This window comes from Cupriavidus sp. USMAA2-4, assembly GCF_001854305.1.
Classification (GTDB): domain Bacteria; phylum Pseudomonadota; class Gammaproteobacteria; order Burkholderiales; family Burkholderiaceae; genus Cupriavidus; species Cupriavidus malaysiensis.
Genome location: NZ_CP017749.1, coordinates 3,206,771 through 3,233,352, shown reverse-complemented (window position 1 = coordinate 3,233,352; position 26,582 = coordinate 3,206,771). Strand labels below are relative to the sequence as shown.

The 26,582-nt window shown below is 72.2% G+C and carries 27 protein-coding genes; 11 read left to right on the top strand and 16 right to left on the bottom strand.

Annotated features, from left to right (window positions below; genetic code table 11):
- Positions 1-49 precede the first annotated feature (49 nt).
- The 3 genes from BKK79_RS34080 to pedF (BKK79_RS34070) all read right to left on the bottom strand — a co-directional run bounded on the left by BKK79_RS34080 (position 50) and on the right by pedF (BKK79_RS34070) (position 3,013).
- A complete protein-coding gene (locus tag BKK79_RS34080; RefSeq protein ID WP_084085695.1) occupies positions 50-1,615 on the bottom strand; it encodes a L,D-transpeptidase family protein in 1,566 nt (521 codons plus the stop codon).
- 364 nt (positions 1,616-1,979) lie between these two features.
- Positions 1,980-2,420 (bottom strand): thioesterase family protein, encoded by a 441-nt coding sequence (locus BKK79_RS34075; protein ID WP_071019756.1) that lies wholly within the window; start codon positions 2,418-2,420, stop codon positions 1,980-1,982.
- A gap of 104 nt (positions 2,421-2,524) precedes the next feature.
- Entirely contained in the window at positions 2,525-3,013 is a 489-nt protein-coding gene (gene pedF / locus BKK79_RS34070) for a cytochrome c-550 PedF (protein ID WP_071019758.1), read from the bottom strand.
- A 319-nt stretch (positions 3,014-3,332) separates the two neighbouring features.
- On the opposite strand from pedF (BKK79_RS34070), the gene BKK79_RS34065 reads away from it, so the two are divergent.
- Positions 3,333-5,465: a sigma-54-dependent Fis family transcriptional regulator gene (locus BKK79_RS34065; RefSeq protein WP_084085693.1), complete on the top strand. Its 2,133-nt coding sequence runs from the start codon at positions 3,333-3,335 to the stop codon at positions 5,463-5,465.
- Between the two features lie 57 nt (positions 5,466-5,522).
- Here BKK79_RS34065 and BKK79_RS34060 read toward each other — a convergent pair whose 3' ends face one another.
- Both BKK79_RS34060 and BKK79_RS34055 read right to left on the bottom strand, forming a co-directional pair.
- Positions 5,523-6,407, bottom strand: a complete 885-nt coding sequence (locus BKK79_RS34060; protein ID WP_071040556.1) for an MBL fold metallo-hydrolase — start codon at positions 6,405-6,407, stop codon at positions 5,523-5,525.
- A gap of 161 nt (positions 6,408-6,568) precedes the next feature.
- Complete coding sequence (locus tag BKK79_RS34055) at positions 6,569-7,540, bottom strand: alpha/beta fold hydrolase (RefSeq protein ID WP_071040046.1); 972 nt, start codon at positions 7,538-7,540, stop codon at positions 6,569-6,571.
- Between the two features lie 145 nt (positions 7,541-7,685).
- Here BKK79_RS34055 and pqqA point away from each other — a divergent pair, with 145 nt between their 5' ends.
- The 5 genes from pqqA to pqqE all read left to right on the top strand — a co-directional run bounded on the left by pqqA (position 7,686) and on the right by pqqE (position 11,008).
- The gene (gene pqqA, locus BKK79_RS39625; protein ID WP_083384790.1) at positions 7,686-7,760 is read left to right on the top strand and encodes a pyrroloquinoline quinone precursor peptide PqqA; all 75 of its coding nucleotides are present in this window, start codon (positions 7,686-7,688) and stop codon (positions 7,758-7,760) included.
- Positions 7,761-7,883: 123 nt separating this feature from the next.
- Positions 7,884-8,801, top strand: a complete 918-nt coding sequence (gene pqqB, locus BKK79_RS34050; RefSeq protein WP_071040045.1) for a pyrroloquinoline quinone biosynthesis protein PqqB — start codon at positions 7,884-7,886, stop codon at positions 8,799-8,801.
- Complete coding sequence (pqqC, locus tag BKK79_RS34045) at positions 8,798-9,490, top strand: pyrroloquinoline-quinone synthase PqqC (protein WP_071019767.1); 693 nt, start codon at positions 8,798-8,800, stop codon at positions 9,488-9,490. Before pqqB ends, pqqC begins: the two co-directional genes overlap by 4 nt.
- Positions 9,487-9,786 (top strand): pyrroloquinoline quinone biosynthesis peptide chaperone PqqD, encoded by a 300-nt coding sequence (gene pqqD / locus BKK79_RS34040; protein WP_071019768.1) that lies wholly within the window; start codon positions 9,487-9,489, stop codon positions 9,784-9,786. The genes pqqC and pqqD overlap by 4 nt, the downstream gene beginning before the upstream one ends.
- Positions 9,758-11,008: a pyrroloquinoline quinone biosynthesis protein PqqE gene (gene pqqE / locus BKK79_RS34035; RefSeq protein ID WP_071040044.1), complete on the top strand. Its 1,251-nt coding sequence runs from the start codon at positions 9,758-9,760 to the stop codon at positions 11,006-11,008. Before pqqD ends, pqqE begins: the two co-directional genes overlap by 29 nt.
- A gap of 232 nt (positions 11,009-11,240) precedes the next feature.
- On the opposite strand, the gene BKK79_RS34030 is transcribed toward pqqE, so the two are convergent.
- From BKK79_RS34030 to adh, 6 genes are all read right to left on the bottom strand, one after another.
- Positions 11,241-11,486: a c-type cytochrome gene (locus BKK79_RS34030; RefSeq protein ID WP_231908248.1), complete on the bottom strand. Its 246-nt coding sequence runs from the start codon at positions 11,484-11,486 to the stop codon at positions 11,241-11,243.
- Between the two features lie 199 nt (positions 11,487-11,685).
- Positions 11,686-12,663 carry a quinoprotein relay system zinc metallohydrolase 1 gene (locus BKK79_RS34025; protein ID WP_071019774.1) on the bottom strand — a complete coding sequence of 326 codons (978 nt, stop codon included), beginning with the start codon at positions 12,661-12,663 and terminating at the stop codon, positions 11,686-11,688.
- Positions 12,660-13,448 carry a quinoprotein dehydrogenase-associated SoxYZ-like carrier gene (locus BKK79_RS34020; protein ID WP_071019777.1) on the bottom strand — a complete coding sequence of 263 codons (789 nt, stop codon included), beginning with the start codon at positions 13,446-13,448 and terminating at the stop codon, positions 12,660-12,662. The genes BKK79_RS34025 and BKK79_RS34020 overlap by 4 nt, the downstream gene beginning before the upstream one ends.
- Complete coding sequence (locus tag BKK79_RS34015; RefSeq protein ID WP_071040555.1) at positions 13,445-14,425, bottom strand: tripartite tricarboxylate transporter substrate binding protein; 981 nt, start codon at positions 14,423-14,425, stop codon at positions 13,445-13,447. The genes BKK79_RS34020 and BKK79_RS34015 overlap by 4 nt, the downstream gene beginning before the upstream one ends.
- A gap of 107 nt (positions 14,426-14,532) precedes the next feature.
- The gene (locus tag BKK79_RS34010; RefSeq protein WP_071040043.1) at positions 14,533-14,937 is read right to left on the bottom strand and encodes a DUF779 domain-containing protein; all 405 of its coding nucleotides are present in this window, start codon (positions 14,935-14,937) and stop codon (positions 14,533-14,535) included.
- 149 nt (positions 14,938-15,086) lie between these two features.
- Entirely contained in the window at positions 15,087-16,607 is a 1,521-nt protein-coding gene (gene adh / locus BKK79_RS34005; RefSeq protein WP_071019783.1) for an aldehyde dehydrogenase, read from the bottom strand.
- A 609-nt stretch (positions 16,608-17,216) separates the two neighbouring features.
- Between adh and BKK79_RS34000 the strand changes: the two genes are divergently transcribed.
- The 3 genes from BKK79_RS34000 (at position 17,217) to pedF (BKK79_RS33990) (ending at position 20,295) form a co-directional block, all read left to right on the top strand.
- The gene (locus BKK79_RS34000) at positions 17,217-19,034 is read left to right on the top strand and encodes a methanol/ethanol family PQQ-dependent dehydrogenase (RefSeq protein WP_231908249.1); all 1,818 of its coding nucleotides are present in this window, start codon (positions 17,217-17,219) and stop codon (positions 19,032-19,034) included.
- A gap of 128 nt (positions 19,035-19,162) precedes the next feature.
- The gene (locus tag BKK79_RS33995; protein WP_071040042.1) at positions 19,163-19,771 is read left to right on the top strand and encodes a pentapeptide repeat-containing protein; all 609 of its coding nucleotides are present in this window, start codon (positions 19,163-19,165) and stop codon (positions 19,769-19,771) included.
- Between the two features lie 5 nt (positions 19,772-19,776).
- Positions 19,777-20,295 (top strand): cytochrome c-550 PedF, encoded by a 519-nt coding sequence (gene pedF, locus BKK79_RS33990; RefSeq protein ID WP_198173370.1) that lies wholly within the window; start codon positions 19,777-19,779, stop codon positions 20,293-20,295.
- Positions 20,296-20,321: 26 nt separating this feature from the next.
- Here the strand turns inward: pedF (BKK79_RS33990) and BKK79_RS33985 are convergent, their stop codons facing one another.
- Positions 20,322-21,107: a PP2C family protein-serine/threonine phosphatase gene (locus BKK79_RS33985; protein WP_071040554.1), complete on the bottom strand. Its 786-nt coding sequence runs from the start codon at positions 21,105-21,107 to the stop codon at positions 20,322-20,324.
- Between the two features lie 286 nt (positions 21,108-21,393).
- On the opposite strand from BKK79_RS33985, the gene BKK79_RS33980 reads away from it, so the two are divergent.
- Both BKK79_RS33980 and BKK79_RS33975 read left to right on the top strand, forming a co-directional pair.
- Positions 21,394-21,609: a hypothetical protein gene (locus BKK79_RS33980; protein ID WP_071040041.1), complete on the top strand. Its 216-nt coding sequence runs from the start codon at positions 21,394-21,396 to the stop codon at positions 21,607-21,609.
- A 186-nt stretch (positions 21,610-21,795) separates the two neighbouring features.
- Positions 21,796-22,017 carry a DUF3606 domain-containing protein gene (locus tag BKK79_RS33975; RefSeq protein WP_071019794.1) on the top strand — a complete coding sequence of 74 codons (222 nt, stop codon included), beginning with the start codon at positions 21,796-21,798 and terminating at the stop codon, positions 22,015-22,017.
- Positions 22,018-22,073: 56 nt separating this feature from the next.
- Here the strand turns inward: BKK79_RS33975 and BKK79_RS33970 are convergent, their stop codons facing one another.
- The 4 genes from BKK79_RS33970 to BKK79_RS33955 all read right to left on the bottom strand — a co-directional run bounded on the left by BKK79_RS33970 (position 22,074) and on the right by BKK79_RS33955 (position 26,578).
- On the bottom strand, positions 22,074-23,540 hold the full coding sequence (locus BKK79_RS33970; protein ID WP_071040040.1) for an N-acyl-D-amino-acid deacylase family protein: 1,467 nt from the start codon (positions 23,538-23,540) through the stop codon (positions 22,074-22,076).
- A 62-nt stretch (positions 23,541-23,602) separates the two neighbouring features.
- Positions 23,603-24,598, bottom strand: a complete 996-nt coding sequence (locus BKK79_RS33965; RefSeq protein ID WP_071019800.1) for an ABC transporter ATP-binding protein — start codon at positions 24,596-24,598, stop codon at positions 23,603-23,605.
- Positions 24,595-25,623, bottom strand: coding sequence for an ABC transporter ATP-binding protein (locus BKK79_RS33960; RefSeq protein ID WP_071019803.1), 1,029 nt, complete (start codon positions 25,621-25,623; stop codon positions 24,595-24,597). Before BKK79_RS33960 ends, BKK79_RS33965 begins: the two co-directional genes overlap by 4 nt.
- Positions 25,624-25,645: 22 nt before the next feature.
- A complete protein-coding gene (locus BKK79_RS33955) occupies positions 25,646-26,578 on the bottom strand; it encodes an ABC transporter permease (RefSeq protein WP_084085527.1) in 933 nt (310 codons plus the stop codon).
- Positions 26,579-26,582: the final 4 nt, after the last annotated feature.

Sequence of the window (26,582 nt, the reverse complement as noted above, 5' to 3'; positions counted from 1 at the left end):
GTGCCGGCGTGCGGGGCCGGCTCGGTAGCGCGCTGTCTGTAGTGTACGGTCAGTTGCGCACCGCCAGGCTGCGCTGCCTCGGCGCGAGCTTGCCGGCCGCCATGCGCCGCGTCGAATGTTGGCGCAGGGCCTGGTCGAGCAGGCGGTCGAGGCCGTAGATGTCGGGCAGGAACATCACGCGGCCGTCCTCCTGCACGATGGCGGTGCCGTAGGCCAGCACCACCGGCAGCGGCTGCTGCAGCCGCAGCGTGTTCGACTGGCCCTTGGTCATGGCCTGGCGGATGCGGGCCTCGTCCCAGCCGGCCATGTCCTGCAGCACGAAGCGCGCCAGCGCCACCGGTTCCTCGACGCGGATGCAGCCGTGGCTGAGGTCGCGCCGGCCGCGCTGGAACAGTTGCACGGTGGGCGTGTGGTGCAGGTAGATATTGTCGTTGTTGGGGAAGACGAACTTGATGTCGCCCAGCGCGTTCTGCGGGCCCGGCCGCTGGCGGATGCGCATCTGGCCGTTCAGCACGGCGTCGAGATTGGCGTCGGACAAGGTGGTGACGGCGCGGCCGTCGCCACCGACGAACTCGAAGCCCTGGCGCTGGAAGTAGGCAGGGTCGCGGCGGATGCGCGGGATGGTCTCGGCGCGGGCGATCGAGCGCGGCACGTTCCAGTACGGGCTGAACTCGATGTAGCGCATGTCCTCCTTGAACAGCGGCGTGCGCGTGTCGAGCGCCTTGCCCACGATCACCTTCATCTGTACCTTGACCTGCACCTGGCCGTCGTGGACCTCGTAGGCACGCAGCACGAACTCGGGCACGTTGACCACGATCATGCGCGGCGCGTCGAGCAGCGGGGTCCAGCGCAGGCGCTCCATGGTCAGCTCGATCTGGCGCACGCGCGTGGCCATGGGCGTGTTGAGCTGGGCCAGGGTGCCGCCGCCGAGCACGCCGTCGGCGTCGAGGCCGTGGCGCGCCTGGAAGGCCTTGACGCCGTTGACGAGCGCGCCTTCGTAACGCGCGGGCACGCGCGTGCCGGCGGGCAGGTCGCCCAGCGCTTCCAGCCGCCGTGCCAGCGCGGCGCTGCCGGCATAGGCCTGGCCTGGCGCCAGCTTGCCGCCGGGCAGCGCCGGCAGCGGCGCCGCGAAGGCGGGATCGCCGGCGAGCGCGCGGTAGTGCGCCAGGGCCCGGCGCAGGGCCGGGTAGAGCGGGAAGGCTGGCGCGGCCGCATGCAAGGCTTCGGGCAGGCGCTGGTGTGCCAGCGCTTCGCGCAGGGATACCGCGGGATCGAAGGTGTCGCCGGCGGCATGGGGGAAATTGGCGTGCACCTGGCGCGGATCGACGCGGCCGTCGTGCAGGTCGGACAGGTAGCGCTGCATGGCGCGCGTCAGCGAAGCGTCCAGCGCGCCGGCGGCATCCGCCGCCAGCGGCGCCCCATCGCGCGCCTCGCGCACGGCGCGGCGCAGGCCCTCGGCATCGTAGTCGCTCGCATCCAGCCCGTCGGCGGCGGCGCCGGCCAGGGCATCCACCGCCTGCAGGGCGGCATCGCTCGGCCTTCCCTGCGTGAACCACGGTGTGGCGCCGGCCTCACTGCCTGCGCTGTCGCTGGCACTGGCAAACGCCGGCGGCATGGCCCAGGCCGTGGCACAGGCCAGCAGGCAGGCGCCGAGCACACGCCGGGCGAAGGCGCGGCGCGGTGCCCGGGGCGGCGCGGGGTGACGCGCGTGGCGGGTGGCGGGCAGGACTGCAGGCAGGGTGGCGGGCAGGACAGCGGGGCAAGGCATCGTTTCTCCATCGGCTTCCCCGGCGCTGCCGTATGGGCCGCTCCGGCAGGCAGGGCAGGCGCGGCGGCAGATCACTGCGGGGAGGAAACGATAGTGTACCGCCGGGGTCGGCCGCCGCCGGTCGCGCCAGCGCGCGCGGCGGACCGCTCCGGCGCGACGGCTTGATGTGCGTCAAGCCGCCGTGGCGGTGCCGCGCTGCCCGGCCGGGGCCTCAGACCCAGTTGACGCGCGGAAAGCGCCCGGGGAAGGCCTCGGGCATCGGCACCACCTGCTTCTGCATGTAGTTGAAGAAGACGAAGCCCGACTTGGCCATGGCGATCAGCGCGCCGTCGCGCGGGCGGGTGATGCGGAAGATGATGTCGCCGCCGTACTTGTTGAAGTCCATCACGCCCACCTCGAAGCGCAACTGGTCGCGCGCATGGGCCTCGTTGCGGTAGGTGGTGGCGAGGTCGGTGACGATGATGCCGACGCCTTCCCCCTGGATCTCGCCGATGCCGAAATCATGCAGGAAGCGGGCACGTGCCTCGGAGATCATGGAGATCATCGAGTCGTTGGCCAGGTGGTTGGCGGAATTGATGTCGGTGACGCGCACCGTCAGGTGGGTGTCGTAGCAGAACTGCTCTGCGGGAAAGTCGAGCTGCAGGCGGGCCATTGGGATGGATACGGGTAAGGCGGAAGCGGCCGCGCCACCGGTGAGGCGCGGCCGCGGGGGCCCTATGATAGTCGATGGGCGCCGCCGCGCCCGCCGGTCGGCGCTCAGGGCGCGCCGCGCGACTCGATATAGGTGCGGATCGCCCACACCGCCTCCTGCGACAGCGTGCCTTCGAAGGGGGGCATGTAGACGCGGCCGTCGCGGGTGCGGCCCTGGCGTACCGTGGTGGAGAAGTACTGGTCGATCTCGCTGCGGCAGGCTTGCTTCTTGGCCGGATCGGACAGCGAGGTGCAGTCGGTGTCGAGTGCGCGCAGGTCCGGCGCGATGCCGCCCGAGACCGCTTCCAGCCCGTGGCAGCGCGCACAGTTCTGGTTGTAGGCCGAGCTGCCGATATGCAAGGCTTCCTTGTGGGCGGCGCCGCTGCGATAGGGATTGTCCGGCTTCCATTCCGCGCCGAGCTGCGGCAGCGTGCCGATATCGACGGCCTGCGGGACCACGTCGCCGTGGGCCTGCACGAGGGCGGGCAGCGCGGCTGCGGCGCCGGCCAGCGCCAGCGCGCGCAGCCAGGGGCGGAATCGATGCGGTCGGGCCATGGGTGTCACCTCCGTTTTGGTTGGTTTCTGTCTTGTTTTCGATAGGTACTCGCCGCTCGCGCGGTGTTGGCGGACCTATCTGCAAATGGCATACCAGGGTCGGAGGGCCCGGCGCGGTAGGATATTGCACCGCATCGTGACAGGCGGGCACGGCCGGCGTGCCCCGAAATGGAACACGCTGGCAAGCCTCTTGCTTCACCATGCAACAGTACCCCGGAACAAGTGGGGTACAAGCGGCGGCAAGGCGCCCCAGGCGCGCCGCCGGCGACCCAGGCACAGACCGCGGGCGAACCGAACAGGAGAAGGAGACCATGCCATGATGACTGCCCACCCGGCCGGCCAGGCGGCCGGCGGTGGCACCGTCCCGGATTGGGACGGCACGCCCACGGAGACCATCGCGCAGGCGCACCAGCGCTCCGAGGCCTATGGGCTGCGGCGCTACGAGGCGCCCGACTACGGCCAGGCGGCTGCCGGCGAACTGCGCGACGGTATCGCCCACAGCCAGTCGCTGTATACCCACGCGCTGCCGGTGATGGAGACGCTCTACGACCAGATCGTCAACACCCACAGCATGGTGATGCTGACCGACGCCTCGGGGCTGATCCTGCATTCGCTGGGCGACGACGATTTCCTGCAGAAGGCCGACAAGGTGGCGCTGCGCGCCGGCGCGGTGTGGTCGGAGGAAAGCAAGGGCACCAACGCCATCGGCACGGCGCTGGCCGAAGGGCGGCCGACCCTGGTCCATGCCGGCGACCACTTCCTGCAGGCCAACCAGTTCCTGACCTGCTCCTGCGCGCCCATCGTCGATCCCTACGGCCGCACCGCCGGCGCGCTGGACGTCTCCGGTGACCATCGCGGCTTCCACAAGCACACCATGGCGCTGGTGCGGATGTCGGCGCAGATGATCGAGAACCAGCTGTTCGGCAACGCCTTCCAGGACATGGTGTGCGTGCATTTCCACTCGCGCCAGGAGTTCCTCGGCACCATCGTCGAGGGGCTGGCGGCGTTCACGCCGGGCGGCCGCTTCCTTTCGGCCAACCGCAGCGGCCAGTTCCAGCTCGGCCTGTCGCTGGGGGCGCTGCAGGTGCACACCTTCCCCTCGCTGTTCGGCGTGGCCATGTCGGAACTGTTCGACGCGCTGCGCGCGGCCCACGGCGGCGCGCTGGCGCTGCGCCTGCCGAGCGGGGGCAAGGTGTGGGCGCGGGTGCAGTACAAGCGCTCCGAGGCGGTGTCGGGGGCGCGCCTCGCGACCGATCCCGCGGCGGCCGGCGTGGCGACCGCGGTGAGCGAAGTGCCGCCGGCCATGCCGCGCCGGCTGGCGCCTGCGGTGCCGCAGGCGGCCGAGGGCCTGGCCGGCCTGGACACCGGCGACGCGCAGATGCACGCGGTGATCGGCAAGCTGCGCAAGGTCATCGGGCGCGAGGTGCCGGTGATGATCCTGGGCGAGACCGGCACCGGCAAGGAACTGCTGGCACGTGCCATCCATGCCGACAGCCCGAACCGGCAAGGCCCCTTCGTGGCGGTCAACTGCGCCTCGATCCCGGAGACGCTGATCGAGTCCGAGCTGTTCGGCTACGAGGAAGGCGCCTTCACCGGGGCGCGCAAGAAAGGCGGGGTGGGCAAGATGCTGCTGGCCAACGGCGGCACGCTGTTCCTGGACGAGATCGGCGATATGCCGCTGCATCTGCAGGCACGCCTGCTGCGCGCGTTGCAGGAGCGCGCGGTGACGCCGCTGGGCAGCAGCAAGGTGATCCAGGTGAGCTTCTGCCTGGTGTGCGCCACCAACCGCAACCTGCGCGAGGAGGTGGCGGCGGGGCGTTTCCGCGAGGACCTGTACTACCGGCTCAACGGCCTGGTGGTGCGCCTGCCGGCGCTGCGCGACCGCACCGACCTGGCCGCCATCGCCACCCGGCTGCTGGCGCAGGACCGCACGCCGGCCTGCCCGGAACGCCTGGGCGAGGGGGTGATGCGGATGTTCGGCAGCTACCACTGGCCGGGCAATATCCGCCAGCTCGGCAACCTGCTGAACACGGCACGGCTGATGGCGGCGGGCGAGGACGAGATCGACGAGTCGCACCTGCCGGACGACTTCCTGGAAGACTGGCAGGAGCGCCAGGCGCGCGCCGGGCAGGCCGTGGCCGCCGGGCCGGGGGGGCTGGCCGCTCAGCCGGCCGCGCCCGCTTTCGGCTTGCCATCGGCGGCTGCCACGTCCGCCGCGCCGGCCGCGCCTGCCGCGCCTGCCGCCACGCCGACCCGGCTGGCCGAAGTCGAGGCGCTGGCCACGGTGGCCGCGGTGCGCGCGCATGGCGGCAATATCTCGGCCGCCGCCAAGGCCCTCGGCATTTCGCGCAACACCGTCTACCGCAAGATCGGCGAGGCGGCACGCTTGCTGCAGCCGGGGGGTGCCGATCCGGGCACCGACCCCGGCAGCGGCGGCGGGCCGGACGCCTGAGCCTCCGCTAGCCGGCCCGAGCTCTGCTCGGCGTGAGCGCGTCCTGCGCCGGCACCCTCAGCCCGGCGGCGCCTCGCGCAGGTAGCGGTCTTCCAGTTCCAGCCAGGCGCGCTGCACATTGAGCGCGTGGCGCGGCGAGAAGCCGCGCCAGTGGCGGAAGCCGTCTCCCGGCACGGCGCGGGCGGCGTCGGCAGCATCGCCGCCGCTGCGCCAGGCGCGCGCGATATCCGCTTCCAGGGCATCGAGATAGGCCAGCGTGGGCGCCAGCGTCTGCGCCGGCGTGCCCACCCCGGCGCCGGCAACACGGCGCACCTCCCACCCCAGCAGCTCGCGCAGCGCCGCCTGCCAGCCGGCCAGGCTGCCCTCGCGCAGGTCTGGCACGCGCTGGCGTGTGGCCAGGCCGCCGGCGCACAGCAGGCCGCTGGCCGGCGCGTACAGCACGGTATCGCTCGGGCTGTGTGCGTCGGCGAAGACGCGCACGCGCCAATCGATCGAGCCGGTGGCGAAGCGCGTCCCATCGCGCAGCGCGGGCGCCGGCAGCACGATGCCTGTGCCGGCCAGCGTGCCGGCGCCAAGCAGGGCGCGCAGATGGTCCAGGCAGGCCGCGCAGCGTGCGCGCATCAGGGCGGCGGTCTGCGGCGAGGCGACGAAGACGGGGCGCGGCCGCAGCGCGGCGAAAGCCGCGTTGCCGAGCACATGCTCCGGATGGGCGTGGGTATTGACCACCCAGCGCACCGGCAGCGGCGTCAGCCGGCGGATCGCCGCCAGCAGGCGCCGGCCCCACCGCAGGTGCGGGCCGGGATCGACCACCAGCACGCCGTCGCCGGCCAGCACCACCAGCGAGGGGACCACCGCGCCGGCATTGGCGCGCGCGGGCTCGGCATTGACGGCCTCGGCCACCCAGGTACCCGGGCCGAACGGCCGCAGCGCGAGCGGCGGCATGGCCGCCGCGGCGACGGAGGCCGGTGCGGGCAGGCCGGACCCGCTTCCGGCGTGGCGTGCGGGCTGTGCGGCCTGCGCGGTAGCGGCCGGCGGCAGCCATGCGCCGAGGACCAGCGCCGGGGTTTGCGCCAGCCAGCGCCGGCGTGGGAGTGCCGGCCCCGTCATGCCGACTGCCGCCGGATGGCCCGGCCCAGCGCCTCGGCCATCGCGCCCTGCGCCAGGTGTCCGCCCGCGATCCGCCACAGCTCGGCCTGCGGGATGGCGCGGCGCAGCCGCTCGGCATTGCGCGGCGGGCAGACGCGGTCGCGCGTGCCGTGCAGCAGCGTGACCGGGATGCCCTGCGCGCCGACCGCCGCCGCCGCACGCAGCAGCGCGGCCTTGCCCAGGCCGCAGCGGCGCGGCAGGTAGCGGGCCTGGATGCGGTACTTGCGGCACAGCGCGCGTTCGGCGCGCCTGGCCGCGAGCGAGCGCGCGCCGGCACGGTCCGCACCGTCCGAGCGCCGGGCCGGCCGTCCCGTCAGCAGGCCGGCTTCGACGCGGCGCCAGCGCCACGCGGTGTCCCGTTGCTGGACAGGTGTTCCGTTTTGCAACAGTTGCACTGTCGCAAGCAGCTGCGCCTGTGCCGCGCCCAGCCGTGTGTGCGCCGCAGCATGGGCGCGCGGCGCCAGCATCGAGGCGCCGCGCGCCCGCGCGCTGAACAGCCGCAGGATGTCGTCGCGCCCGGTCAGGAAGCTGCCGCGCAGGACCAGCCCGGCCACATGCGGCGCGTGGCGGGCGGCGTAGGCCAGGGCCAGCGCGGCGCCCCAGGAGCCGGCCGCCACGTGCCAGCGCTCGATGCCGAGGGCGCGCCGCAGCCGCTCCAGGTCGTCCAGCAGCGCGCCGGTGGTGTTGCGCCGGAGCGAGCCGGCCGGGCGCGAGCGGCCCGCGCCGCGCTGGTCCGGCAGCACCACGCGGTGGCGGGCCAGGTCGAACCAGTCCGCCATCGACGGCGCGCAGCCGCTGCCCGGCCCGCCGTGCAGGACCAGCCAGGGCGTGCCGCCGGGCGGGCCGAGCAGGCGCACGTGCAGGCGGTGCGCGTCGGGTGTGCGCAGCCAGAAGACCTCGCCGGACGGGGGCGATGGCGTGTTGGGCATGGAATTTGCCTCGTCAGGGTTCATGCGCGGCGGCCCGGATGGACGCCCGCGCAGGCCAGGCGAACACGATCCGTGCCAGCCGGGCGCACCGTAGCAACGAGCCATCCGGACCAAGCCAATCCGACATCCGAATCAAGGAGGAGACATGACCTGGAATACCCCCGCCTACACCGAACTGCGCCTGGGCTTCGAGATCACGATGTACATCGCGAACCGCTGACGCCGTAGCCGGCCGGGCCCGCCCGCGCGGCGGGCCCGGCCGCGCAGCCTGCCGTGCCGGCTTCCCGCGAACCGGCGGGGCCGCACAGACAAGGGAGACAGGCGCACCGCGCCCGACAAGAACATGGTGACACTGCGGGTACTGGGATCCGCCGCGGGCGGCGGCTTTCCCCAATGGAACTGCAACTGCCCGAACTGCGCCGGCGTGCGGCGCGGCACCGTGCGCGCGACGCCGCGCACACAATCCTCGATCGCCTTGAGCGAGAACGGCAGCGACTGGCTGCTGGTCAATGCCTCGCCCGACATCCTGGCGCAGGTCCGCGCCACGCCGGCACTGCAGCCGGCACGCAGCCAGCGCGACAGCGGCATCGCCGCGGTGCTGCTGATGGACGCCCAGATCGACCACGTCACCGGCCTGCTGATGCTGCGCGAGCATGGCCGGCCGTTGCCGCTCTACGCCACCGCGCCGGTGCTGGCGGATCTCGACCAGGCTTTCCCGCTGCGGCGCATCCTGTCCCACTACTGCGGCCTGGAGGCCCACCCGCTGCCGCTCGACGGCAGCGCGCTGCGCCTGGCCGCGCTGCCGTCGCTGGCCTTGACGCCGGTGCCGCTCGACAGCAAGGCGCCGCCGTACTCGCCCAACCGCGAGGCCCCCCAGCACGGGGACAACATCGGCCTGCGCGTGGTCGACACGCGCAGCGGCGCGCGCCTGTTCTACGCCCCGGGGCTGGGCGCGATCGAGCCGCACGTGATGGCCGAGCTGCAGGCGGCCGACGTGGTGCTGGTGGACGGCACCTTCTGGCAGGACGACGAGATGCCGAAACTGGGGCTGTCGGCCAAGCGCGCGCGCGATATGGGCCACCTGGCCCAATCCGGCCCGGGCGGCATGATCGAAGTGCTGGATGCCGTGCCGCGCGCCCGCAAGATCCTGATCCACATCAACAACACCAATCCCATCCTCGACGAAGACTCGCCGCAGCGCCGCCGCCTGGCCGCGCACGGCATCGAGGTGGCCTGGGACGGCATGGAGATCGCGCTATGAGCCACAGCGAACCCTGGAGCCCGGCGGAATTCGAGGCCCGGCTGCGCGCCCGCCAGTCGGGCTACCACATCCACCATCCTTTCCACCAGCGCATGGCGGCCGGCGCCTGCACGCCGGAGCAGATCCGCGGCTGGGTGGCCAACCGCTTCTACTACCAGGTCCGCATCCCGCAGAAGGATGCGGCCATCCTCGCCAACTGCCCGGAGCGCGAGACGCGGCGCGAGTGGGTGGTGCGCATCCTCGACCACGATGGCACCCCGGAAACGCCGGGCGGCATCGAGGCGTGGACGCGCCTGGGCGAGGCGGTGGGGCTGTCGCGCGAGCAGCTGTGGTCGCAGCGCCTGGTGCTGCCGGGCGTGCGCTTCGCCGTCGACGCCTATGTGAACTTTGCGCGTAGCGCGCCCTGGCAGGAGGGGGTCTGTTCCTCGCTGACCGAGATGTTCGCGCCGGAGATCCACCAGCAGCGGCTGTCGGGCTGGCCCGAACACTATCCGTGGATCGAGCGCGAGGGGCTGGCCTATTTCCGTTCGCGCATCCCGCTCGCCCAGCGCGACGTCGACCATGGGCTGCGCGTGACGCTGTCCCATTTCCGCACGCCGGCGCTGCAGTTGCGCGCGCTGGAGATCCTGCAGTTCAAGCTCGACGTGCTGTGGTCGATGCTGGACGCCATCGAAAAGGCCTATCCATGAGCGCCGCCCCGACCACCGAGACCGCGCCGGCGCCTGCCGCCGCGGCGCGCAGGCCCAGCCTGCACGGCACCTTCCGCCTGCAGTGGGAGCCCGCCCAGCAGGCCTGGGTGCTGCTCTATCCGGAAGGCATGGTGACGCTGAACGACAGCGCCGCCGCCATCCTGCGCCACTGCGACGGCACGCGCACGCTCGACATGCTGATCGACGACCTGCAGGCCGCCTTCGGCGTCGATGGCATCGCCCCCGAGGTCCACGCCTTTGTCAGTCATGCAATCGAACGCGGCTGGCTGGTCTGAGGCGGTGCCCGCGGACGCCGCGGCGGCGCGGCCGGGGCCGCCGCTGTGGCTGCTGGCCGAGCTGACCTACCGTTGCCCGCTGCACTGCGCCTTCTGCTCCAATCCGCTCGACTACGCCCGCCACGAGGCCGAGCTCGATACCGCGCAGTGGCTGGACGTGCTGACGCAGGCGCGCGCGCTGGGCGCGGTGCAGCTCGGCCTGTCCGGCGGCGAGCCGCTGCTGCGCAAGGATCTGGAAACCCTGGTGGCGCACGCGCACGGGCTCGGCTTCTATACCAACCTGATCACCTCAGGCATCGGCCTCACCGACGCACGCCTGGCCGCGCTGCGCGAGGCCGGGCTCGACCATATCCAGCTCTCCTTCCAGGATTCGACCCGCGAACTGAACGACTTCCTCTCCAGCACCCGCACCTTCGAGCTCAAGCGCCGCGTGGCCCGCAGCATCAAGGCGCATGGCTACCCGATGGTGCTCAACTGCGTGCTGCACCGCTACAACCTGCCGCACGTGGGCACCATCATCGAGATGGCCTTGCAGATGGGGGCGGAATACCTGGAACTGGCCAACACGCAGTATTACGGCTGGGCCTGGCACAACCGCCAGGCGCTGATGCCCGATGCCCGGCAGCTGCGCGAGGCGGAGGCGGTGGTGGAGCGCTACCGGGCCCAGGTGGGGCAGCGCTGCCGTATCCTATTCGTGGTGCCGGACTACTTCGAGGGCAAGCCGAAGAAGTGCATGAACGGCTGGGGCACGACCTTCCTCGGCGTGGCGCCGGACGGCACCGCGCTGCCCTGCCACGCGGCGCGCATGCTGCCCGGGCCGGCGCTGCCCAATGTGCGCGAGCACGGCCTGCGCTGGATCTGGCAGGAGAGCGAAGCCTTCCAGCGCTTCCGCGGCACCGGCTGGATGCCCGAGCCGTGCCGCAGCTGCGACGGCCGCGAGGACGATGCCGGCGGCTGCCGCTGCCAGGCGTTCCTGCTGACCGGCGACCCGGCGGCCACCGACCCGGCCTGCGAGCGCTCGCCCGAGCACGGACGCGTGCGCGAGGCGGTGGCGCAAGGCGCGGCGTCGATGGCAACCGGTCCGGGCGTGGCGGCCACGCGCGGCGTGGCGCACGGGAGGCTGGCGGCGGCGCTGGCGCCACGGGACAATGCCGCAGCGGCGTCCACCGCGCCGCTGGTGTTCCGCACCGACGCCAACTCACTGCGCCTGAGCCGGGGCTAGCCGGCACGGACCTGCGGCCGCCGCGGTGCCGCGGCCCCTTGCGGCTCGCCCGCGGGCCGCACGGCGAGCCGGTCGACAAGTCCTGCGGCAAGCATTCGGCAGGCGCGTAGGTGCGTAGGTGCGTAGGTGCGTAGGTGCGCCTCCAGGGGGGGCAGCCCCGTCGCTATGGCCTGGACGGCGCGGCGGCGCCGGGCTTCAGCGCCACCGCAGGGCAGGGCCGGGAAAGCGTGCGTCAGCCCGCGCCCAGCACCCAGTCGGCAAGCTGGCGCGCTTCGGCCTCTTTCAGGCCGGGATGCGGCGGCATCGGGATGCGGCCCCAATTGCCCTTGCCGCCTTCCTGGATCTTGCGCGCCAGCCGTGCGGCGGCCTCGCCGTCGCCCTTGTACTTGGCGGCGACCTCGGCGAAGCCCGGACCGATCACCTTGTTCTGCATGCCGTGGCAGGAGAAGCAGCCGCTTTTCTCCGCCAGCGCCTGCATGTCGGGCGCAGCGTGCGAGGCGGCGGGGGCCAGCGCCAGCGCGAGCGCCAGGCCGAAGGCGGTGCCGAGGGCGGGCAGCGGGGCTGGCCGATGGGCCACACGGGCAGCCATACGGGCAGCCGGCAGCGCTGCGGGGTAGGGGTTCGGGGGCATGGAGGTCTCCTTTGTGTTTTGAGGGAAAGCGGTGCGGGCGGACGGCTCAGTCGGCCAGGGCCGCGCGCTCGTAGGCCGGGTAGAGGTGGGTCAGGTTGCGCACGTATTCCTGCGGCATGGCGGCCCAGCCGGCGAAGGGCGCGGGCACCGGCTGGGCGATCAGCTCGGCGAGGTCGGTGCCGGCAGCGGCCGCCTCGCGCATGCGCGTGTCGAGCCAGCGCAGGTAGGCCCGGGTCTGGCCGATGGCCTCCGCGCCGCCGTCGGCGTCGAGCGGGCCATGGCTGGGCACCAGCACGCGCGCGCCGCTGCGCCGCTGCAGGGCCTCCAGGCGGTCCAGGCTGGCCAGCCAGCGCGGCAGGTCGGCATGGGGCGTGGTCGGCGCGCGCTGGTGGAAGACCAGGCCACCGGCGAAGATCACGCCGGCGCTGTGGTCGACCAGGACCAGGTCGTCGCCGGTATGGCCGTCGAAGCGCAGCAGCTCCAGTTCGTGCGTGCCGAGGCGGAAACGGCCGGGCTGGGCGGGCAGCCCGGCCGGGGCCGGCGTGGTGCCCGCCAGCCAGGCGCCGCACAGGCGGTAGAGGTTGTCGGCGTAGGCTTCGCCTTCGCGCGCCGCGCCGGCAATGGTGCCGGGCAGCGCCTGCGTCGGCGCGTCGCTCCAGGCCTGGTTGCCGAAGAAGTGGTCGGGATGCAGGTTGAGGTTGAGCACCTGCCGCACCGGCGCGGCGGTGGCGGCGGCGATGGCGCGGCGCTGCTGCTGGCCGTAGCGCAGCGAGGGGCCGGTGTTGACCACCACCACGCCGTCGCCGGTGTCGATGAAGGCGGTGTTGATGATGTTGCAGCCGTTGGCCGGTGCGAAGTCGGCGTTCTCGCCGGCGATCAGCCAGGTATCGGGGGCGATGCGCTGCGGCGCGAGCCGGTAGTCGCTCGGGGTGCCCTGAGCACTCTGGGCCGGCGCGCCGGTGGCGGCCAGCGCGGCGCAGGCGCTGGCCGCCAGGGCGAGGAGAAGGCGCTGGGGTCGGCTCATGGCACGATCCGTGCGGCAATGCGGTTGCCGTTGTTGTCCTGCCCGCTGACGCGGGTGCCGCTGCGCGGCCAGGCGGGCAGGTCGAAGGAGAACACCGGGTTCTCGCTGACCGGCTCATAGAGCCGCAGCAGGGCCGGCGCCGCGGCGCCGGGCTCGGTGATGGCGAGCTGCTCGATGTGGAAAGCGGGGATGCCGGCCACCAGGCCGGTGTCCATCGGGTGCATCACGCGCAGGCGCAGCCGCGCCGTGCCGGGCGTGCGGCCGGGGAACACGCGCGCCTCGACGCGGTTCAGCGTGGCCTCCCAGGAGCCGTCGCGGCGCGTGTCGCCGGGCACCGTGCAGCCGCCGCCGGCCGCGTTGACGAGGATGCCGCCGACGTGCCAGACGCCATCCCCGTCCTGGACCGCCACCCGTACCGGCGAAGCCTGCTCCTGCTTGAAGCGGAAGGTGAGCGCCGCGCGCAGCGGGCCCGGCTCGAACTCCAGCACCTTACGGATCGGGTTGCGGTCGACCGCCACCACGATGCGCCGCACCGCGCCGAGCTCGCCGGCATCGAAGGCGATCGGCACGTGCATGGCGTCTTCGGCGAAGGCGGGGCCGCTGACCTTGACGCGCGGATCGAATACCACCCGGCCGCCGCCCAGCACGTCGCGCCAGACCGCGGGCCATTGCGGCGAGCCGAGCGGGTCGCTGCCCTGTGCGCGGGCGGGGGTGGCCAGCATGGCGGCCGGGACGGCCAGGGGCAGGCACAGGCCGGCCCGCAGCAGGGTGCGGCGCGTGTTCATCGCGAACCCTCCCTGGCGGCCATGCCCTGCCGTTCGGCGAAGCGCTTTTCCTGCTGCCACAGGTCGCGCGTATAGGCCTCGTAGTGCTCGGTATCGAGGTAGGACAGCGACTGGTCGTACTTGGCCAGCTCGGCCAGGTGGGCGGGGTCCTGCATGGCGAGCCGGAAGGCGTCGTGCAGGCGCCGCACGATGCGCGCATCGGTGCCGCGCGGAACGGCGATGCCGTAGGGCGCGGTGTGGACCGCGCCGGGGAAGCCGAGTTCGGCCACGGTGGGCACCTGCGGCCAGCGCGGCGAGCGCTTGTCGCTGAAGATGGCCAGCAGGCGCATCTTGCCGCTCTCCACGAAGGGCGCGAAGCCGGTCGAGTTGACGCCGGCCATCAGCGAGCCGTTGGCTACCGCCAGCATCTGGTCGGCGGTGCCGCGGTAGGGCACGTGCACGTAGTCGATGCCGCGCCGGCCCAGCACGTCTTCCATGGCCAGGTGGGCGGTGGTGCCGATGCCGGTGGAGCCGGCCGTGAGCTGCCCGGGGTGCGCGGCGGCCCAGGCCAGCAGGTCGTCGAAGCTGCGGAACGGGCTGTCGGCGGGGACCACCACGCCGAAGGTGTAGCCGGAGATCATCAGCACCGGCTGCAGGTCGCGCAGCGGCTGCCAGGCGGTGCGCTGCTGGTGCGGCAGCCGGTATACCGTGGGCGGCAGCTGGCCGAGGGTGTAGCCGTCCGGTGCGGCCGCCGCCAGCAGGCCGCCCACCAGGGTGCCGCCGGCGCCGGGCCGGTTCTCGACCACGATGGGCTGACCGAGCTCGCGCCCGGCGCGCTCGGCCAGGATGCGCATCGAGAGGTCGGTGGCGCCGCCGGCGGGCCACGGCACGATCAGCGTGAGCGGGCGCACGGGGAAGGCCTGGCGGTCCTGCGCCGGGGCGGCCCGCGCCGTGCCCGGCAGGAGCGCGGCCAGCAGCGCGGCCAGCAGCGTGGCCATGAGCGCCGCCAGCAGGGCCGGCGCGGACGTCCAGGGGCGGGGCCGCCCCGGCAGCCGGGAGTGGATGGCATCGCAGCCGTGGCGGACCTGGAAGGTTTGCGGCGTGCTCATGGGAAGTCCACGGTGGCGCGCTGCGGCGGATGGGCGGCCAGCCGATCGGCTTCCGCGTCGCTGAACAGCCGCGAGCGGGTCAGGAAGCGCAGCCCGGTGGCGCGCTCCATCGAGAACATGCCGCCATTGCCGGGCACCACGTCGATGATGAGCTGGGTGTGCTGCCAGTACTCGAACTGCGACTCGCTCATGTAGAACGGCACGCCGCCGATCTCGCCGAGCTTGACGTCGCTGCCGCCGACGAGGAACTCGCCGCGCGGAAAGCACATCGGCGCGCTGCCGTCGCAGCAGCCGCCGGACTGGTGGAAGAGCACGGGACCGTGGTCGCGCACGAGGCGGGCGATCAGCGCCAGCGCGGCATCGGTGGCGGTGACGCGGGCGGGCAGGGTGGTGTCGGTCATGGGCGCGAGAGAAAAAGCCGGCCGCCGCCGCGGGGGCGCGGCGGCCTGGCGAAAGCGGGTGCCGGAGGAGACGGCACCCGGGTTGCGGAGCCTGCGGGCGGCGCGCGCGACGGGCGGGCGCGCGCCGCCCTTGCCGGTGCCGGTTCCGCTCAGAAGAAGCCGAGCGCGTTCGGGCTGTAGCTGACCAGCAGGTTCTTGGTCTGCTGGTAGTGGTCGAGCATCATCTTGTGGTTCTCGCGCCCGATGCCCGACTGCTTGTAGCCGCCGAAGGCCGCGTGGGCCGGGTAGGCGTGGTAGCAGTTGGTCCACACGCGGCCGGCCTGGATCTCGCGGCCGAAGCGGTAGGCGCGGTTGACGTCGCGCGTCCATACGCCGGCGCCCAGCCCGTACAGGGTGTCGTTGGCGATTTCCAGCGCTTCCTCTTCGGTCTTGAAGGTGGTCACCGATACCACCGGCCCGAAGATCTCCTCCTGGAAGATGCGCATCTTGTTGTGGCCGCGGAACACGGTCGGCTTGACGTAGTAGCCCTTGTCGAGCGCGCCGCCGAGCTGGTTGCGCGCGCCGCCCGCCAGCAGCTGCGCGCCTTCCTGCTTGCCCAGGTCGATGTAGGAGAGGATCTTCTCGAGCTGCTCCTGCGAGGCCTGCGCGCCGATCATGGTGGAGGGGTCGAGCGGGTGGCCCTGCTTGATGGCCTCGACGCGCTTGATGGCGCGCTCCATGAAGCGGTCGTAGACCGATTCCTGGATCAGGGCGCGCGACGGGCAGGTGCAGACCTCGCCCTGGTTCAGCGCGAACATGGCGAAGCCTTCCAGCGCCTTGTCGAAGAAGGCGTCGTCCTTGTCGAGCACGTCGGCGAAGAAGATGTTGGGGCTCTTGCCGCCCAGCTCCAGCGTGACCGGGATCAGGTTCTGCGAGGCGTACTGCATGATCAGCCGCCCGGTGGTGGTCTCACCGGTGAAGGCGATCTTGGCGATGCGCTTGTTCGACGCCAGCGGCTTGCCGGCCTCGAGGCCGAAGCCGCTCACCACGTTGAGCACGCCCGGCGGCAGCAGGTCGCCGATGATCTCCATCAGCACCAGGATCGAGGCCGGGGTCTGCTCGGCCGGCTTGAGCACCACGCAGTTGCCGGCGGCCAGCGCCGGGGCCAGCTTCCAGGTGGCCATCAGCAGCGGGAAGTTCCACGGGATGATCTGGCCGACCACGCCCAGCGGCTCATGGAAGTGATAGGCGATGGTGTCGTGGTCGATCTCGGAGATGCCGCCTTCCTGGGCGCGCACGGTGCCGGCGAAGTAGCGGAAGTGGTCGACCGCGAGCGGCAGGTCGGCCGCCATGGTCTCGCGCAGCGGCTTGCCGTTGTCGATGGTCTCGGCCACGGCCAGGCGCTTGAGGTTGGCCTCCATGCGGTCGGCGATGCGGTTGAGGACATTGGCGCGCTCGGCCGGCGAGGTACGGCCCCAGGCGGTCTTGGCGGCGTGCGCGGCGTCCAGCGCCAGTTCCACGTCGTCGGCGTTGGAGCGCGCGATCTGGCAGAAGACTTCGCCGGTCACCGGCGAGATGTTGTCGAAGTACTGGCCCGAGCGCGGGGGCACCCACTTGCCGCCGATGTAGTTGTCGTAGCGGTCCTTGTACGGGAATTCGATGTCGAGGAACTTCATTTCGGCGTGGTTCATCTTTGTCTCCTGGATTGGCCGGATTCGGCCCGAATGACCTGAGGGGCCTGAAGGTTCGGATCGCCGGCAGGCGGGTGCGTGCCGCCGGCTCCGCGATACAGCAGGGCAAGTGCCGTGCCAGTGTGGCGATGCTGCTGCGCGTCTCAGGGTTTGTGCGGAGAAACGGCGTGCCTGCGGGCCGGCGCGAGGCGCCTGGCGTGCCCCTGGCGTGCCCTCCGGCGTGTCGCTGCGGCGCCTGGCACGGTGCCGCGGCAAGGCACGTTGTACCGTGCCGCCGGGGCCTGTTGCATGGCGGACCGTTGCGCTGTGCGCGCTGTTGCGGATTTGAACAATGGCGCGCGGCGGTGCGCTTGCGGCGGGGGTGGCAACCGTGCCGGGCGGTCGGCACGGCACTGGCACAGCGATTGCAGGTAGGTGGCGCGGCCTACGCGTCGCGCCGGTGCCGCCAGTTGGTGAGCGGGTGATCAGGACACCAGCCGCGGCGCAGCCAACGGTTCGAACCAACCAATAATGAAGGGAGACATTGCAACGATGAAGCCACAACAATCCGCGCTGCCCGCGCTCAAGAGCCTGGTCGTGCTGACGGCCGCCGCGCTGTCCTTCGGCGCCATGGTCGGCGCCGCCGAAGCCGCCGCCGGCGACGTGACCTGGGAAGACATCCTCAACGACGACAAGACCCCCGGCGACGTGCTGACCTATGGCCTGGGCGTGAAGGCGCAGCGCTACAGCCCGCTCAAGCAGGTCAACGCCAAGACCGTGAGCCAGCTGGTGCCGGCCTGGTCGTTCTCCTTCGGCGGCGAGAAGCAGCGTGGGCAGGAGGGCCAGGCGCTGGTGCGCGACGGCGTGATCTACATCACCGCTTCGTACTCGCGCTTCTATGCCATCGACGCGCGTACCGGCAAGCAGTTGTGGGCCTACGAGCACCGCCTGCCCAACGATATCCGCCCCTGCTGCGACGTGGTCAACCGCGGCGCCGCCATCTACGGCGACAAGGTCTACTTCGGCACGCTCGACGCCGCCGTGGTGGCGCTCGACCGCAAGACCGGCAAGGTGGTTTGGAAGGAGAAGTTCGGCGACCACAAGGTCGGCTACACCATGACCGGCGCGCCCACCATCGTCAAGGACAAGCGCACCGGCCGCGTATTGCTGGTGCACGGTTCCTCGGGCGACGAGTTCGGCGTGGTCGGCTGGCTGTTCGCGCGCGATCCCGATACCGGCAAGGAGGTGTGGGCGCGCCCGCTGGTGGAAGGCCATATGGGCCGCCTCGACGGCAAGGACAGCACGCCCACCGGCGATCCCAAGGCGCCGTCCTGGCCGGCCGACCCCGAATCGCCCACCGGCAAGGTCGAGGCCTGGAACCACGGTGGCGGCGCGCCGTGGCAGAGCGCCTCCTTCGACGTGGATACCAACACCATCGTCATCGGCGCGGGCAATCCGGCGCCGTGGAACACCTGGAAGCGCACCGCCAAGGGCGACGACCCGCGCAACTGGGACAGCCTGTTCACCTCCGGCCAGGCCTACGTCGATGCCAGCACCGGCGAACTGAAGGGTTTCTACCAGCACACGCCCAACGATGCCTGGGACTTCTCGGGCAATAACTCGGTGATCCTGTTCGAGTACAAGGACGCCAAGACCGGCAAGCAGATCAAGGCCTCGGCGCACGCCGACCGCAACGGCTTCTTCTTCGTCACCGACCGCGAGAAGCTCGCCACCGGCGCCGGCTATCCCAACAAGCCGACCTCGCTGATCGGGGCCTGGCCCTTCGTCGACGGCATCACCTGGGCCTCGGGCTTCGACCTCAAGACCGGCAAGCCGATCGAGAAGAACAACCGCCCGCCGCTGCCCAAGGACGGCGAGGACAAGGGCGAGAGCGTGTTCGTCTCGCCGCCCTTCCTCGGCGGCACCAACTGGCACCCGATGTCCTACAGCCCCGACACCGGCCTGTTCTACATCCCCGCCAACCACTGGGCGATGGACTACTGGACCGAGCACCTGACCTACAAGCCGGGTTCGGCCTACCTCGGCCAGGGCTTCCGCATCAAGCGCCTGTTCGACGACCACGTGGGTATCCTGCGCGCCATCGATCCCAAGACCGGCAAGATCGCCTGGGAGCACAAGGAGAAGTTCCCGCTGTGGGCCGGCACGCTGACCACTGCCGGTGGCCTGGTCTTCACCGGTACCTCGGACGGCTTCATGAAGGCCTTCGATGCCAAGACCGGCAAGGAGCTGTGGAGCTTCCAGACCGGCTCCGGCGTGGTCTCGGTGCCGATCACCTGGGAAATGGACGGCGACCAGTACATCGGCGTGCAGTCGGGCTACGGCGGCGCGGTGCCGTTGTGGGGCGGCGATATGGCCGAGCTGACCAAGCAGGTCACGCAGGGCGGCTCGATGTGGGTGTTCAAGCTGCCCAAGGCGACACGGCTGTAAGCAGGAGGGGCCGAGGCGGCGGGGCGAGCGTCCCGCCGCCTCGGCCGCCCGCCGGCGCCGCGCGTGTCATGCGGTGGCGCTGCTCGGATCCGCTCGGATCCGCTTTCCGCCCGCTTCAGGAGCTTCCCATGCGACTTCCCGCCCGCCCTGCGCGTTTCCCCCGCCATGCGGTGTTCATGCTGGGCGCAGCCATGGCGCTGGCCGCGCCTGCCGCCCAGGCCCAGCCGAAGACCATCACGCCGCTGATCATCAACGGCTGCGGCATCTGGCCCCATGCCCGCTGCGCCGGCGCCGACCTGCGCCATGCCGACCTGTCCGGCCAGAACCTGGCCGGCGCCGACCTGCGCGGCGCCCGGCTGGCGCGGGCCGACCTGCGCGGCACCAACCTGGCCGGCGCCAATCTCGACGGCGCCGACCTGACCGGCGCGCGCCTGAACAAGGTCAACGCCCCTGCGGCGACCTTCCGCAACGCCAGGCTGGTCGGCGCCGACCTGGAATTCGGCCGCATCATGCGCGCCGATTTCAGTGGCGCCGACCTCACCGCCGCCAGCCTGGAAGCGGCGCGTGCGCAATTCGCCTGGTTCGCCGGCGCCAAGCTGGCCGACGCCAACCTGCAGGAAACCAAATTCGTGACCGTTAACCTGCGCAATGCCACGCTGGAAGGGAGCCTGATCCGCTACACGATCTTTCCCGACAGCGCCTTCGAGGGCTGCCGCGGCTGCCCGACGGACTGGTAGGCACCATGACATCGATCCTTCAACATCCGCACCGGGAACCCAGGGGGAAGACCATGGGCATGCTCGCGATGACGCTCTGGCTGGCGCTGGCCGCGCTGGCCCTGTTCGTGCTGACCATCGGCTGCGCGGCGGCCGAGGTCGCGCATGCGCCGGTGGTCGACGCCTCGCGGCTGCCGCCGCTCGGTACCGAGTGGCGCACAGAGAACCCCTATCGCGGCAACGCCGAGGCCGAAGCGGTCGGGCGCACGGTATTCAACCAGTCGTGTGCGCGCTGCCACGGCGCCGATGCCGCCGGCGGCGGCAGCGCGCCCGACCTGCGCCGGCTCGACGGTTTCTGCCGCGCTATCGGCGACGCCAAGCTGCGCCACGACTGCATGGTCGACAACGACGTTTTCTTCCGCGACTCGGTGCTGCACGGCAAGGTGCGGGTCGGCGTGGTGCACATGCCGCCGTGGGAAGGGCTGCTGCCGCAGGAGGTGCTGTGGGCGGTGCAGGCCTTCGTGGAGTCGCAGCGGGGCAAGTGATGAGCGGGGACCGCGGAACCCTCGCGTCACGCGGAATCCGGCAAGGGCCCGGCTGGCAGGCCGGCCTCGCCGGCACGTACCACGACCGCAGAGACATTGTCGCTGCCGCCGCGCTCGAGCGCGGCCTGCACCAGGGCCCTGGCGGCCTGCGCACAGTCGTCGCCGCAGGCCGCCAGGATCGACGCGATGTCTTCGTCGCAGAGCTCGTTGCTGAGACCGTCGCTGCACAGCAGGAACACGGTGCCGGCTTCGGCTTCGATCTCCCGTTCTTCCGTCTCGAGCGTGGCGGCGGCGCCGAGTGCACGCGTGACCAGGTTCTGCGCCGGGTGGTGCCGGGCCTGCCCGGCGGTGATCAGCCTGCGCGCGCGCAGCTCTTCCGCGCGGTTGTGGTCGTGCGTGATGCGCGAGAGGTGGCCGTCGCGCAGGGCGTAGAGCCGGCTGTCGCCCGCCCACAGGCAGGCACAGCGGCAGGCACGGGGCGCACCGCAGGCGAGCAGCACCACCACGGTACTGCCGATGCACGGCACGCGGCGGCGCGCGGCCTCGTCGAGCAGCGCCTGGTTAACCCGCTGCAGCGCCGCGCGCGCATCGCGCAGCGCGTCCTGCAGCGTGGCGGGCGCGGGCAGCGCGGCCAGCGCGGCCACCACCGCCTGGCTGGCGTAGTCGCCGAGCGCGTGGCCGCCCATGCCGTCGGCCACGGCCCACAGGCCGCGCCCGGGCAGGTCGAGGCAGGCGTCCTCGTTGCGCAGCCGCACCCGCCCGACGTCCGTGCAGGCGGAAGACTGCCAAGGGAATGGCGATGCGCAACGCACGATGTTCACGATGCGGGTCCACGGAATCACTGCGATCGGCCGGCACCTGCCATGCCGGGCGTGCCGCCACGGCCGCCGCAAGGCCCGGGTCGAGGTGGCACCGGGGAGCGCGCGCCCATCGATCAGCATAGCCACTGGGGCGCCGCGCTCAAAGCGGGCCGCGCAATCCCAGGCCCTCGCCGGGGACGGCTCGCCACGGCCAGGCCCCGACCCGGGCGGGCATCGGCGCGTTGCGCCGCCGGCTGCGTGCCGTACGTCACCCACGCAGGCTGAGGAAGAGGATGCCATGCGGACCGATGCGATATCGCTGCGCCGGCTGATCGGCAAATGGATGGGGCCGGCGGCCGGCCTGCCGGTGCGCATCACGCGTGTGGCGCGCTCACCGGTGAATCCGTACGGCTGCGTGCGGGTGGAGGCCGCGCATGGCGACAGCCGCCTCGCCTTGTTCTTCTTCCGGCACGGCGACGGATGCTGGTATGTGTTTCCCCCGCAGCGCGCCTGAGCGCGCGGCGGCGCCCGGTCGCGGCCCGCCTTGCAGGAAGGCGGCCCCGGAGCATGGTCCGGGCCTGGTGCGCCCGGGCTGCATGCAGGCGGATTTGGTCTACAGTGCCTGAAGGCGTCGCACGGATGCCGGCCGCAAGCACGCGCCGGCGGGACAGGTGGCGCCCGCCGACATAGGGAGGCAGGCATGAGCGACATTCCGCAGGGCTTCCGGCCCCTGGACCCGGGCCGGGTCAACCTGATGGATGCCCTGGAGGCGCGTTACTGGTGCGCGGAGCTGCACTGCACGCCGCAGCAGCTCGAGGACGCGGTCGATGCCGCAGGCGAGCACCTGGCGGCGGTGCGCGCGCAGCTGGAGGCCTGGCGCGCCGCGGCCGGCGCACGGCCGGGCGGCGCGCCCGCGCCTTAGGGTTTCAGCAGCTCGGCAGCTCGGCGGCTCGGCCGGCTGGTCGGCTCGCCGCCTGGCTAAGCCGCCACGGGATCGCGCCGCGTGATGACCTGGCCGTTGCGCGCGCCCGTATGCCGGCCCGCGTGCCAGGTGACGGCGCCGTTGACGATCACGGTATCGATGCCTTCGGCCGGCCGCGTGGGCGTGTCGTAGTCCGCCGCGTCGCGTATCGTGCCGGCGTCGAAGATGACGAGGTCGGCATGATTGCCCGCCGCCAGCGTGCCGCGCCCGTGCAGGCCGAAGTTGCGCGCGGTGAGTCCGGTCATCTTCCACACCGCGGTTTCCAGCGGGAACAGGCCGATGTCGCGGCAGTAGTGGCCGAGCACGCGCGGGAAGGTGCCCCACAGGCGCGGGTGCGGATTTTCGCCCACGGGAATGCCGTCGGAGCCGATCATGGTGTCCTCGAAGGCGAGGATGCGCTGCACATCGCCCTCGTCCATCAGGAAGTAGATCGCGGTGCCGGGCTGCAGGCGCTGCGCGGCCTCCTGCTTGGACACGCCCCATTCGCGCGCGATCTCGTCGAGGTCGCGGCCGGCGCACTCGGGGTGCGGCTGGCTGGAGGCGATGCGCACGCGGCCTTCCAGCATGTGCGCCTCGGTGCGGATCATGGTGGAGCCGGCGGTGTAGGGATAGCAGTCGAGCGACACACACTGTTGCCGCATGGTCTCCTGGATGAAGGGCAGCGTGACGCGGCTGCGGCCGAAGTTGGGGGTGTTCTGCACCTTGTGGTGCGACACCACCACCGGCACGTCGAGCGCGCGGCCGATGCGGAAGGTCTCCTGCAGCGCCTCCATCACATGGTCGGATTCGTTGCGCATATGGGTGACATAGAGCGCCTTGCGCGCGCTCAGCGGCCGGCATACCTCGATGATCTCTTCGGTGGTGGCCTTGGCCGCCGGCGGGTAGAAGGTGCCGGTCGAGAGGCCGATGGCGCCGGCCTGCATCGCCTCTTCCACCAGGGCCTGCATGGCGGCGATCTCGCCGGCCTCGGCCGGGCGCTCGAGCGAGGCCATGGTGACCGCGCGCAGCGTGGAATGGCCGACCATGGCGGCCACGTTGACCGAGCTGGGCGCCGCGCGCAGCGCGTCGAGGTAGGCGGCGAAGGTGCCGAAGCGGCCGTCGGGCGGGGCGTCGATCAGGCCCAGCGGCATCGGCAGGTCCATGTCGGCGCGCAGCGGCGCGGCGCTGATGCCGCAGTTGCCGGCCACCACCGTGGTGACACCCTGCGAGACCTTGAACGGCATGGCCGGCTGCGACAGCACGGCCTGGTCGTCGTGGGTATGGGAATCGATGAAGCCGGGCGCGACGATGCGGCCGTGCGCGTCGAGCGTGCGCGCGGCGCTGTGGCCGGACAGGTCGCCGATGGCGGCGATGCGGCCGTCGCGCACGGCCACGTCGGCTTCGAAGCGCGGTGCCCTGCTGCCGTCGATCACGGTGCCGCCGCGGATCAGCAGGTCGTGGTGGGTGGTAACCGGTTCAGCCATCGTGGGGTTCTCCTGGGCAGGGCAAGGGGATCGGAAAGGGAGGCAGCAGCGGGGTGCCACCTTCAGCGGAAATGGCAGGCCACCAGGTGCTCGGCGGCCCCGGCGCCCGGGCGCGGGGTCAGCGCCGGCGCCTGGGTGCGGCAGACCTCCTGCGCCAGCGGGCAGCGCGTATGGAAGCGGCAGCCGGAGGGCGGCCGCGCCGGGCTGGGCGGGTCGCCCTGCAGCACCATGCGGCGCACCGGCGCGCGCGGGTCGGGTACCGGCGCGGCCGACAGCAGGATCTCGGTGTAGGGGTGGCGCGGCGCGTCGAACAGCGTGTCGCGGTCGGCCAGCTCGACGATGCGGCCCAGGTACATCACCGCCACGCGGTGGCTGATATGGCGTACCACGGCCAGGTCATGGGCGACGAACAGGTAGGCGATGCCGAATTCCTGCTGCAGGTCCATCAGCAGATTGACCACCTGGGCCTGCACCGACACGTCGAGCGCGGAGACCGGTTCGTCGCAGACGATCAGCCTGGGCTGCAGCGCCAGCGCGCGCGCGATGCCCAGGCGCTGGCGCTGGCCGCCGGAGAACTCGTGCGGATAGCGCGCGGCCGCTTCCGGGCGCAGCCCGACCTTGCCGAACAGCCACTGCACGCGCGCCTCGCGCTCGGCGCGCGAGCGCATGCCGAAATTGCGCAGCGGCTCGGCGACGATCTCGCCGGCGGTCAGGCGCGGGCTCAAGGAGGCGTAGGGGTCCTGGAAGATGATCTGCACGTCGCGCCGGCGCTGGCGCATGGCGCTGGCCGACAGCTCCAGCAGTTCTTCGCCGTCCAGGCGCACCGAGCCGGCGCTGGGTTCCACCAGGCGCAGCACGGACTTGGCGGTGGTGGTCTTGCCGCAGCCCGATTCGCCGACCAGCGACAGCGTCTCGCCGCGCGCCACCGTGAAGGAGACGCCATCGACGGCCTGTACCGGCGCGGGCGGCGGGGCCGGCCAGCGGCGCGGCGCGGCGTAGTGCTTGCGCAGGCCTTCGACCTGCAGCAAGGGGACGGCGGCCTGGGCGGGGGCGTTCATGCGGCGATCTCCAGCGGGGATGCGGGGTGGGCGGCGGCCACGGCGAAGCAGGCCACCAGGTGGCCGGCGCCGGATTCGGCCAGCGCCGGCGCCTGTTGGTGGCAGCGTGCCTCGGCCAGCGCGCAGCGCGGCGCGAAGGCGCAGCCACGCTGCGGCTGCAGCGGCGAGGGCACCAGGCCGGGGATCTCGGCCAGGCGCCCGCCGCCCGCATTGAGCGAGGGCATCGAGGCCATCAGCGCACGCGTGTAGGGGTGCAGCGGCCGGTCGAACAGCTCGGTCACGTCGGCTTCCTCCACCTTGCGCCCGGCGTACATCACCACCACGCGCTGGCAGCTCTCCGCCACCACGCCGAGGTCATGCGTGATCATCACCACGCCCATGCCGAGTTCCTGCTGCAGCCGGCGCACCAGCTCGAGGATCTGCGCCTGGATGGTGACGTCCAGCGCGGTGGTGGGTTCGTCGGCGATCAGCACTTCGGGATGGCAGGCCAGTGCCAGCGCGATCATCACGCGCTGGCGCATGCCGCCCGAAAGCTGGTGCGGATACTCGTCGACACGGCGCTCCGGCTCGGGAATCTGCACCAGGCGCAGCATCTCGATGGCGCGCCGGCGCGCCTCGGCGCGGCTGGCGCCCTGGTGCAGGCGCACCGTCTCGCCGATCTGGCGGCCGATGGTCAGCACCGGGTTGAGCGAGGTCATCGGCTCCTGGAAGATCATCGAGATGCGGTTGCCGCGGATGCGGCGCATCTCGCGCTCGCTCAGCGCCAGCAGCTCGGTGCCGCGCAGGCGGATGCTGCCGCGCACGCGGGCGGGCGGCGTGGCCAGCAGGCGCATGATGGCGAGCGCGGTCACGCTCTTGCCGCAGCCCGACTCGCCCACCACGCCGAGCGTCTCGCCGGCGCGCACGGTGTAGGACACGCCGTTGACGGAGCGCGCCGGCCCGCTGAGGGTATCGAAACGGACCTGCAGGTCCTGGACTTCCAGCAGCGGCGTGCCGGCGGGCGGCGTGGTCCGGTCTGGCATCATGTTCGGCTCCCGGGATGAGGGTTCAGAGTTGGCGCGCCAGGCGCGGATCGAGGGCGTCGCGCAGGCCGTCGCCGAGCAGGTTGATGGCCAGCACGGTGGTGGCGAGCAGCAGGCCGGGATAGAGCAGGATGTGGAAGGCCACGGCGACGAAGTTGCGGCCTTCGGCCATCATATTGCCCCAGCTCGGCGTCTGCGGCGGCACGCCCACGCCGAGGAAGGACAGGGCCGCCTCGGTCAGCACCGCGGCGGCGGCGATGAAGGTGGCCTGCACCACCAGGGGCGCCACCATATTGGGCAGCACATGGCGCAGCAGGATCACCGGCAGGCGCGTGCCGAGCGCGTGCGCGGCCTCGACGTAGAGCTGCTCGCGCAGCGTCAGCGCCAGCGAACGCACCAGCCGCACCACGCGCGGCACCTCGGGCACCGTGATGGCGACGATGACGGCGCCCAGGCTGGCCTGGGTCAGCGCCATCAGGGCGATCGCCAGCAGCACGCCGGGGATGGCCATCAGGCCGTCCATCACGCGCATCAGGAAGGCATCGGTCCAGCGCACGAAGCCGGCGGTGAGGCCGAGCGCCACGCCGAGCACGGTGGCCAGCAGGCCCACCGCGAGGGCCACCGTCAGCGAGACGCGGCCGCCCCAGACGGCGCGGCTGAAGACATCGCGGCCGAGCGCGTCGGTGCCGAACCAGTGCACGGCGGATGGGGGCTGCATGCGCGCCAGGGGATCGATGTCCTGCGGGTCGAAGGGCGCGAGCCAGGGCGCGGCCAGCGCGAGCGCGGCCACGGCAAGCAGCAGCAGCGCGCCGATCAGCAGGGTCGGGTGCTTGCGCACCCAGTACCAGCGGGGCAGCTTGAACGGGGTGTCGTCGGTCAGGTCGGCGCCGTTCGGGGTGCCGTTCGGGGCGGCGTCCGTCGCGCCGTCCACCGGCGCGGCGGGCAGGGATGGGGTCATGGTC

Excerpts from the sequence above, each read along its gene's own strand:
- BKK79_RS34080 (WP_084085695.1), bottom strand. The coding sequence starts at position 1,615 with ATGCCGCCGGCGTTTGCCAGTGCCAGCGACAGCGCAGGCAGTGAGGCC.
- BKK79_RS34075 (WP_071019756.1), bottom strand. The coding sequence starts at position 2,420 with ATGGCCCGCCTGCAGCTCGACTTTCCCGCAGAGCAGTTCTGCTACGAC.
- pedF (WP_071019758.1), bottom strand. The coding sequence starts at position 3,013 with ATGGCCCGACCGCATCGATTCCGCCCCTGGCTGCGCGCGCTGGCGCTG.
- BKK79_RS34065 (WP_084085693.1), top strand. The coding sequence starts at position 3,333 with ATGACTGCCCACCCGGCCGGCCAGGCGGCCGGCGGTGGCACCGTCCCG.
- BKK79_RS34060 (WP_071040556.1), bottom strand. The coding sequence starts at position 6,407 with ATGCCGCCGCTCGCGCTGCGGCCGTTCGGCCCGGGTACCTGGGTGGCC.
- BKK79_RS34055 (WP_071040046.1), bottom strand. The coding sequence starts at position 7,540 with ATGCCCAACACGCCATCGCCCCCGTCCGGCGAGGTCTTCTGGCTGCGC.
- pqqB (WP_071040045.1), top strand. The coding sequence starts at position 7,884 with ATGGTGACACTGCGGGTACTGGGATCCGCCGCGGGCGGCGGCTTTCCC.
- pqqC (WP_071019767.1), top strand. The coding sequence starts at position 8,798 with ATGAGCCACAGCGAACCCTGGAGCCCGGCGGAATTCGAGGCCCGGCTG.
- pqqD (WP_071019768.1), top strand. The coding sequence starts at position 9,487 with ATGAGCGCCGCCCCGACCACCGAGACCGCGCCGGCGCCTGCCGCCGCG.
- pqqE (WP_071040044.1), top strand. The coding sequence starts at position 9,758 with ATGCAATCGAACGCGGCTGGCTGGTCTGAGGCGGTGCCCGCGGACGCC.
- BKK79_RS34030 (WP_231908248.1), bottom strand. The coding sequence starts at position 11,486 with ATGCAGGCGCTGGCGGAGAAAAGCGGCTGCTTCTCCTGCCACGGCATG.
- BKK79_RS34025 (WP_071019774.1), bottom strand. The coding sequence starts at position 12,663 with ATGAGCCGACCCCAGCGCCTTCTCCTCGCCCTGGCGGCCAGCGCCTGC.
- BKK79_RS34020 (WP_071019777.1), bottom strand. The coding sequence starts at position 13,448 with ATGAACACGCGCCGCACCCTGCTGCGGGCCGGCCTGTGCCTGCCCCTG.
- BKK79_RS34015 (WP_071040555.1), bottom strand. The coding sequence starts at position 14,425 with ATGGCCACGCTGCTGGCCGCGCTGCTGGCCGCGCTCCTGCCGGGCACG.
- BKK79_RS34010 (WP_071040043.1), bottom strand. The coding sequence starts at position 14,937 with ATGACCGACACCACCCTGCCCGCCCGCGTCACCGCCACCGATGCCGCG.
- adh (WP_071019783.1), bottom strand. The coding sequence starts at position 16,607 with ATGAACCACGCCGAAATGAAGTTCCTCGACATCGAATTCCCGTACAAG.
- BKK79_RS34000 (WP_231908249.1), top strand. The coding sequence starts at position 17,217 with ATGGTCGGCGCCGCCGAAGCCGCCGCCGGCGACGTGACCTGGGAAGAC.
- BKK79_RS33995 (WP_071040042.1), top strand. The coding sequence starts at position 19,163 with ATGCGACTTCCCGCCCGCCCTGCGCGTTTCCCCCGCCATGCGGTGTTC.
- pedF (WP_198173370.1), top strand. The coding sequence starts at position 19,777 with ATGACATCGATCCTTCAACATCCGCACCGGGAACCCAGGGGGAAGACC.
- BKK79_RS33980 (WP_071040041.1), top strand. The coding sequence starts at position 21,394 with ATGCGGACCGATGCGATATCGCTGCGCCGGCTGATCGGCAAATGGATG.
- BKK79_RS33975 (WP_071019794.1), top strand. The coding sequence starts at position 21,796 with ATGAGCGACATTCCGCAGGGCTTCCGGCCCCTGGACCCGGGCCGGGTC.
- BKK79_RS33970 (WP_071040040.1), bottom strand. The coding sequence starts at position 23,540 with ATGGCTGAACCGGTTACCACCCACCACGACCTGCTGATCCGCGGCGGC.
- BKK79_RS33965 (WP_071019800.1), bottom strand. The coding sequence starts at position 24,598 with ATGAACGCCCCCGCCCAGGCCGCCGTCCCCTTGCTGCAGGTCGAAGGC.
- BKK79_RS33960 (WP_071019803.1), bottom strand. The coding sequence starts at position 25,623 with ATGATGCCAGACCGGACCACGCCGCCCGCCGGCACGCCGCTGCTGGAA.
- BKK79_RS33955 (WP_084085527.1), bottom strand. The coding sequence starts at position 26,578 with ATGACCCCATCCCTGCCCGCCGCGCCGGTGGACGGCGCGACGGACGCC.